Source organism: Microcoleus sp. S13_C3 (assembly GCF_036700905.1).
Classification (GTDB): Bacteria; Cyanobacteriota; Cyanobacteriia; order Cyanobacteriales; family Microcoleaceae; genus Microcoleus.
The window spans coordinates 44,459-51,384 of sequence record NZ_JAUBPT010000043.1 but is presented as its reverse complement, the minus strand read 5'-3'; the positions used below and the strand labels follow the sequence as shown (position 1 = coordinate 51,384).

The window sequence follows — 6,926 nt, the reverse complement described above, 5'->3', positions numbered from 1 at the left end:
TTTATTTAACCTGTCTGCACCGTTAAATCTGTTGGTGAACCCGCCCCTACAGGATGTATGAAAATGGTGCAGAATGTAAGATTCAACTGATATATTGCACCATTTTCAATAACTTTGTAGGGGCTGGTTCACCGACAATAATTGCCAAAAACCCACAATCTTATAAACCCGCCCCCGCGCCACTATAAAAACCGGGAGGGCGGGTTTATTTAACCTGTCTGCACCGTTAAATCTGTTGGTGAACCCGCCCCTACAGGAGCCATGAAAATGGTGCCGAATGTAAGATTAAACTGATATATTGCACTATTCTTAATAACTTTGTAGGGGCGGGTTCACCGACAATAATTGCCAAAAAACCACAATCTTATAAACCCGCCCCCGCGCCACCATCAATCCCAATCTACCTCTTTCAAAATAACTATAAAAACCGGGAGGGCGGGTTTATTTAACCTGTCTGCACCGTTAAATCTGTTGGTGAACCCGCCCCTACAGGAGCCATGACAAGGGTGCATAATGTGAGATTAAACTGATATATTGCACCATTTTCAATAACTCTGTAGGGGCGGGTTCACCGATAATAATTGCCCAAAACCCACAATCTCGTAAACCCGCCCCCGCGCCACCATCAATCCCAATCTACCTCTTTTAAGATACTTCAACCACTAGAATAAATCCCTCTTTCTTGCAGTTGCTGCATAAAAAACTCTTCCAAACTAGGCTTAGCCAAATTCATCCCAATTAGCTGCCCTCCCGTAGCACTCAGAGTAGAAAGAAAATCCTTCGGAGCGCCCTGCAAATGACCGTACCACAAATCATCATCAACTTCCATATCCGGTATCCATTTTTTCAGGATATTGAAGTGCCCGCCCCTACCTTCAACTCGGTAAGTTTCAGTATTACCCAAGAGTTCGTCGATCGCACCAATGCAAATTAACTCACCCTTCGCCAAAATTGCCACTCGATCGCAAATCTTCTCCACATCAGACAATATATGCGAATTAAAAAAAATCGTTTTTCCTTGATTTTTCAGCGATAAAATTATCTCCCGCATCTGATAGCGCCCCATCGGATCTAAACCCGACATCGGCTCATCTAAAAATACCACATCGGGATTGTTAATCAAAGCTTGAGCCATGCCGATCCGTTGCAGCATTCCCTTAGAATACTGGCGCAACTGTTTTTTAATTGCCGCCGATTGAGATAGCCCAACTAAGTCTAGCAAATTCGGAATTCGCTGTCGCTGAATCGAGGGGGGAATTTGAAATAACCCCGCCGCAAACTGCAAGAATTCCCAGCCCGTGAGATAATCGTAAAAATAGGGATTTTCTGGCAAATAGCCGACTCGCTGCTTCACCGTGCGATCGCCCAAAGGCCTCCCCAACAGCAGCGCCCTGCCAGAAGTGGGGCGCACTATACCCAGCAAAGTTTTCAGCAGCGTAGTTTTCCCCGCTCCATTTTGCCCTAATAACCCAAAAGTTTCCCCCTCAGAGACAGTCAGAGTGCAATTTTTGAGCGATTCAATTTTTTCATTCATCCAGAAGCCGGTACGGTAGAACTTCCCCAGATTAAATGTTTCCACCACTGGGGTAGCTCTGGGCATCTCTATGGGATTTGGCGCATCTACAAGAGGTTCCATTTTTGTCAGAGAAATAACTAGCACCTGATTATATTCTATTGCATAAGTTAAGTAATAATTGCTATTTTTAATGTTAAACTAATATTAGCTGTAGTTAAAATTTGCTGAATATGGATCGTTCAAAACTTGTTGCTATTATCACTGGAGTGATTTCTATAATTTTAGCAGTTGCCTACCTGCTGCTTGTCACCATCCTCGACTTCCGAGGCGAAATGCTGCCCGCACCTCAAAGTCAGTTGCCAGTCTCCATGCCACTTCAGCAATTAGGCACTGCTAACCAGACTTTGCGACTACATTAGTTATTGGTTATTGGTTATTGGTTATTGGTTATTAATCATTGCAATAACAACCAACAACTAACAACCAACAACTGCCAACTGCCAACTGCCAACTGCCAACTGCCAACTGCCAACTAACAACTGCCAACTAACTAATACACATGAATTGCTTTCATCATGTGATATGCAACTAGCAACTGCGTCAAAGCTAGCGGATAACTTTGCAAAACTTCGCCAGTTGTGCCGATCAGTTTGCCAATTTCCGGGTTGCCTTGGGCGGAGCAAAATCCCCGCAGGTGTGGCAACTCGCTACACAACATCATTTCCAGTTCGTTTACTTGCTCGCTGGTAGCGTGGGAGTCTACTTCCAAAACGTCAACAGGTTTGCCCATATCCCGATCGAGTCCCAAGCGAATTGCAGGTTTAAAACTCTCGCTGCCTCGACCTAAAATTTCAGTAAAATCAGGGTGAGGAATTGTCGGTCTGAGCACTAAACGGACGCTCAAATTCGATTCATTGTCCGCTTCGGGCGGGTAAAAACTAACTACAACGTCGGCCGATTTGCGCTGAGGACGAATGAAGTCTTCAGAGTCCGGTTCCCGTTTTTTTATTTCTGCAAGCACCTGTTCTTCAGTATAACCGCGCTTCATGATATCGCGCTTAACTTTCCACTGAGTTCGCAACTCTTCGGGAGGAGCAAGATACACTTTTACGTCGTAAGAATCGCGGATTGTTCGGGTTGCGTAACCCAGCAAACCTTCAACTATTACAAATTTGCTGGGCTTGATGTATTCCGGTGGATCGAATGTACCTGTCGTGTGGTTGTAGATGGGTTTGAGAATTGCTTGTCCGGTACGCAGCAGACTGAGATGTTGCTGCATGATGTCGAGGTAATTGCAGTCGGGATGCAATGCTGTGATTCCGATTTCTGCCCGCTGCTTTCTGTCGTAGCGATGATAGTCGTCAGTGCAAATCACAGTGACATTTTCTGGTCCCAATACTTGGGCAATTCCCCGCGTCAGGGTGGTTTTGCCCGCTGCGCTGTCTCCGACAATACCGAGAATAATTGGTCGATCGCTCATTGTTTTTACCCGGACGCACAATAGCAAATTTTGTTGTCAATCTTAAATCTTATCAAAGTTGTGTTCGATCCGATCGCTCGGTTTGACCGAAAGCATCCAGGATACAAGCCCCCGGATTCATCTGTGGAGAAATAAAAAACCTGTATCCGATAAAGGAGTCCCCGAATTTATCCGTGGGGTCAATGCTTCAAATCTAAAATCTAAAATCTAAAATCTAAAATCGATTGACCTGATCCGCCCCGGAGTCTCCCCAATGGGTAAAATTATTGTTATATTTCTTAATATAATGCGGCACCGGAGACTCAGGGAGCATCAGATTAAAAAATCACGCCCATTTCTCAACCGCCCAAGATGTCGATCGTACTTTTGAATCCAACTCTTGTCATAATTTCGGGCAAATTATCCCTGCAAAGTGTCCGGGTAGTCTCTTTTGTCTTTTGTAGTGCAAATTGCAGCGGTGGGGCTTGTGGGATATTTTTGGTTTCAAAACCAGCCAGCAAGCAGTGCATCAATTCGCCAGTCCATCAATCGACGCCCTGGGCGATCGAATTTATCCGCAATATGAAGTTTTAGCCCCAGCTTTCGCTGTTTTGACAAATTAGTATAATAAATTAGAGTTGAGGAGGCAATCATGCCTCCACAAACCTGTTTTTTTTCCTCTTGCTTGCCTTCGGCAATGCGTTTTTCTGTGAAAAAAAATAGGTTTGGACGCACCCGTGCGTAATTTATAAATTTAAACAAATCTTAATTTTATTAAGCTTAACTAAGCCCGGAGCAAGCCGATGAATCAACCATCTTCAGAAAAATTAAAGGGCCGTGTTTTAATTGTGGACGACAGTCTTAACAATTTATTGTTACTGGAGCTGATCTTATCCAGAAAAGGCTATAAAGTAGAAGCTGCATCTAGCGGGCAACAGGCACTCGATGCTGTGGATTTGGCTCAGCCTGACTTGATTTTGCTGGACATTATGATGCCCGATATGGATGGCTATGAAGTTTGTAGTCGCTTGAAAGCGAGCGATCGCACTCGTGGCATTCCCATTATTTTTCTGAGTGCTGTGGTACAAGCTTCTGAGAAGGTGAAAGCCTTTAATGCTGGCGGGGCGGACTATATTACTAAACCTTTTCAAACCGTAGAGGTGATAGCTAGGGTAGAAAATCAATTGCGGCTGCGGGAACTAGAGTTGCAACTGAGGGATAAAAATCTGATGTTGCAGCAGGAAATCGCCTATCGGGAACAGGCAGAAAGGGAAACGCGGTTGCTTTTGGAAACAACCAAGTCTCAGAAACAAAAAATTGAAGAATTGCTATTAAATATTTTGCCGAAACCGATTGCAAAGCGCTTGCAGGAGAAACAAAGCATAATTGCTGACAGCTTTTCGGATGTCAGCGTTTTATTCGCCGATTTGGTGGGATTTACGAATTTTGCATCTCAAAAAACTGCGGCAGAAACGGTGAAAGTTCTGAATCAAATTTTTAGTCTATTTGACGAGTTATCGTTACGGCACGGTTTGGAGAAAATCAAAACTATGGGTGACGCTTACATGGTAGTTGGTGGTTTGCCGGAACCGCAGGAAAATCACGCTTTTGCGATCGCCCAAATGGCACTAGATATGCAAGCTGCTGTCGCTAGCTTCAATGTCGAAAACAATCACAACTTTAGTCTCCGCATTGGGATAAATATTGGTGGGGTGGTGGCGGGAGTCATTGGTTTAACTAAATTTAGTTACGATTTGTGGGGGGATACAGTAAATGTTGCTCAGCGCATGGAATCAAGCGGTATTCCGGGGGAAATTCAGGTGACTGCTGCTGTTTACGATCGTTTAAAAGATAAATTTTTGTTTAAAAATCGCGGTGCTGTTGAGATTAAAGGTAAGGGAGAAATGATCGTTTATTTGTTGGTGGGGCGAAATTAGTTATTAGTCAGTTGTCAGTTGTCAGTTGACAGTTGACAGTTGACAGTTGACAGTTGACAGTTGACAGTTGACAGTTGACAGTTGACAGTTGATAGTTGACAATGCCCAATTCCCCATTCCCCATTCCCCATTCCCCATTCCCAATTCCCCATTCCCAATTACCACTCATCGTTGCGTTTGTTGCTGTAAGTTTCCCAATCGTCGTATTGTGGCGGCTGATACAAGGGTTCTGGTTCTATTTCTGGTTCCAATTCCGCTGACATTTCTAATTCGGGTTCCGATTCCTGCTGATAGATGTTCAGAGGTTCGACAACGCGGGCGATCGCATCTTTGACAAATGCTTTGACAAACTCGTCTTTCCGATTTAACTGAAACTGCCTTTGCACAACTTCGGCGATGCCACCGTCGCCCCAATCTTGGTCATGGCGGAAATATTCAATAAAACTTTTTCCGGCAATTCTAGTTAAATAAGCGGCGCTGACTGCTTGAATTGCTTTGCCAAGTACAAACCCGGCTACGCTTAACTGCAGCGCCCTTGACACTACTTGAATTACGCCTTCAACTATTCCCAAACTTGCTAGGGTTTTTGCGAGAGACAAGGCTAATTCTTTCGCGCGATCGATATTTAATTCGCAGCCGTAAATCTTAGCAATTTCTACTACCATTTGAGCGTTAACTGCTGCTGTCGCCAGTAAATCCACAACTGGCAAAGGCGTTACGGCAATTACTCCGGCTCCGATCCACTGAAACCGCTCTACAGCCTTATCAGCTTGCCGCCTTCTTTGAGCATCAATTAACTTGCGCGCTTGGTCTCCCAAGTGCTGAGATTGCAGCAAAATATTGTCCGCAATTAAGTCTTCGCCTTCGGCTCGCAAAATCGCAGCGACGCGCCGAATTAATGGCATAATATCCGGGTATGGCTGAAAAATTGTGCCGTCTTCTAGGACAACTTTTTGCGGATTGGCGCTAATCGCGACTACATCCATTGCTGATACAAAACCTTTGACTCGCTGCCGCAGTCGATCGAGAATTTCATCTCTGTCGGTGTCGGGATAAAGGTCAACTTTATTAAAAACCACGATCGACCTTTTGCCAATTTCCGCCAAAGTCCGCAGCGGTTCGTACTCGGATTTTCGCAAATCGCCGTCCAAAACAAATAAGATCAAATCTGCCCTCGCCGCCAACTGCCTCGCCAATTCCTCTCTGTAAGTTCCCGCAACTCCCGCTTCCAAGATGCCTGGGGTATCGGTAATTGCTAATTCTCGATCGATTCCTTTCAATTTCAGAGTGTAAGTTTCCCCAACTTCGGTAGTTCCCATCGGCGCGCCCACCTGTCCCGCCATCCGCCCCACCAGCGCATTGACAGCGGAAGTTTTGCCCGCAGAACCGGTGCCGAAAACAACTACTCGAACGCAGCCCCTCGCCATGCTAGCTTCAATTTCGCGGGCTCTCAACAGCAAAGCTTGCCGGGCTACTTCATCTTGAATGCGATCGACTTGTTGCCTGATTGCTTTGAGATTTTCCGAAGCTGCTTCACTTTTGACAACAGGAATCTTCGGAGTAATCGGCCGTTTTCCCTTAACTTTCTGAGGCCGTTGCAGCAGCCTAAAATAGTAAACCAGCGCAAAAATTAGCGTTCCCAAAAGTACAATTATCAGGAAAATCAGCAAATTAGCCAGCAGCGGAGAAGCAGACCACGCAACTTGACTGTAAAGCCCTGTTAAGGAACTCACCAGCCCAATAATCAGCCCCAGGGTGAGGCAGAAAGCAGCAATTAAGGTTAACAGGCGCGGCAAAGGCATGAGGGGAGTGGCAAATAAAAGGGCTATGCTTTGATTTTTACATTTTCATGAGAATTCGGAAGTGATAAGCTATTTGGCATTTAGATTGAAGCTCGCTCGCGGGTTCTCCTGCCGGATTGATTCACGGTGGGGTTGGATTGGGGGACAACCCTAAACTTTCTCGAAGGTAAGTTTTACTTTTTGGTAATATAAGTAAAAAGCCTTAGGGTTGC

Annotated in this window: 7 protein-coding genes; 2 read left to right on the top strand and 5 right to left on the bottom strand. The window is 45.1% G+C overall.

The genetic code is table 11. From position 1 onward, the window contains the following. Positions 1-655: 655 nt before the first annotated feature. Entirely contained in the window at positions 656-1,636 is a 981-nt protein-coding gene (locus QUA16_RS14280; RefSeq protein ID WP_333103980.1) for an ABC transporter ATP-binding protein, read from the bottom strand. Positions 1,637-1,746: 110 nt separating this feature from the next. Here QUA16_RS14280 and QUA16_RS14275 point away from each other — a divergent pair, with 110 nt between their 5' ends. After that, positions 1,747-1,935: a hypothetical protein gene (locus tag QUA16_RS14275; RefSeq protein ID WP_333103975.1), complete on the top strand. Its 189-nt coding sequence runs from the start codon at positions 1,747-1,749 to the stop codon at positions 1,933-1,935. A gap of 131 nt (positions 1,936-2,066) precedes the next feature. Here QUA16_RS14275 and QUA16_RS14270 read toward each other — a convergent pair whose 3' ends face one another. After that, the gene (locus tag QUA16_RS14270) at positions 2,067-2,996 is read right to left on the bottom strand and encodes a phosphoribulokinase (RefSeq protein ID WP_333083222.1); all 930 of its coding nucleotides are present in this window, start codon (positions 2,994-2,996) and stop codon (positions 2,067-2,069) included. A 483-nt stretch (positions 2,997-3,479) separates the two neighbouring features. Beyond that, a complete protein-coding gene (locus tag QUA16_RS14265) occupies positions 3,480-3,710 on the bottom strand; it encodes a hypothetical protein (RefSeq protein ID WP_333103973.1) in 231 nt (76 codons plus the stop codon). Positions 3,711-3,778: 68 nt separating this feature from the next. Between QUA16_RS14265 and QUA16_RS14260 the strand changes: the two genes are divergently transcribed. Further along, positions 3,779-4,912 carry an adenylate/guanylate cyclase domain-containing protein gene (locus tag QUA16_RS14260; RefSeq protein ID WP_333103971.1) on the top strand — a complete coding sequence of 378 codons (1,134 nt, stop codon included), beginning with the start codon at positions 3,779-3,781 and terminating at the stop codon, positions 4,910-4,912. A gap of 7 nt (positions 4,913-4,919) precedes the next feature. Here QUA16_RS14260 and QUA16_RS14255 read toward each other — a convergent pair whose 3' ends face one another. Next, entirely contained in the window at positions 4,920-5,081 is a 162-nt protein-coding gene (locus tag QUA16_RS14255; RefSeq protein WP_333103970.1) for a hypothetical protein, read from the bottom strand. Further along, positions 5,071-6,714 carry a GTP-binding protein gene (locus tag QUA16_RS14250; RefSeq protein ID WP_333103968.1) on the bottom strand — a complete coding sequence of 548 codons (1,644 nt, stop codon included), beginning with the start codon at positions 6,712-6,714 and terminating at the stop codon, positions 5,071-5,073. Before QUA16_RS14250 ends, QUA16_RS14255 begins: the two co-directional genes overlap by 11 nt. Positions 6,715-6,926 lie beyond the last annotated feature (212 nt).

Coding starts and splice junctions, on each gene's coding strand:
- QUA16_RS14280 (WP_333103980.1), bottom strand. CDS start 1,636: ATGGAACCTCTTGTAGATGCGCCAAATCCCATAGAGATGCCCAGAGCT.
- QUA16_RS14275 (WP_333103975.1), top strand. CDS start 1,747: ATGGATCGTTCAAAACTTGTTGCTATTATCACTGGAGTGATTTCTATA.
- QUA16_RS14270 (WP_333083222.1), bottom strand. CDS start 2,996: ATGAGCGATCGACCAATTATTCTCGGTATTGTCGGAGACAGCGCAGCG.
- QUA16_RS14260 (WP_333103971.1), top strand. CDS start 3,779: ATGAATCAACCATCTTCAGAAAAATTAAAGGGCCGTGTTTTAATTGTG.
- QUA16_RS14255 (WP_333103970.1), bottom strand. CDS start 5,081: ATGAGTGGTAATTGGGAATGGGGAATTGGGAATGGGGAATGGGGAATG.
- QUA16_RS14250 (WP_333103968.1), bottom strand. CDS start 6,714: ATGCCTTTGCCGCGCCTGTTAACCTTAATTGCTGCTTTCTGCCTCACC.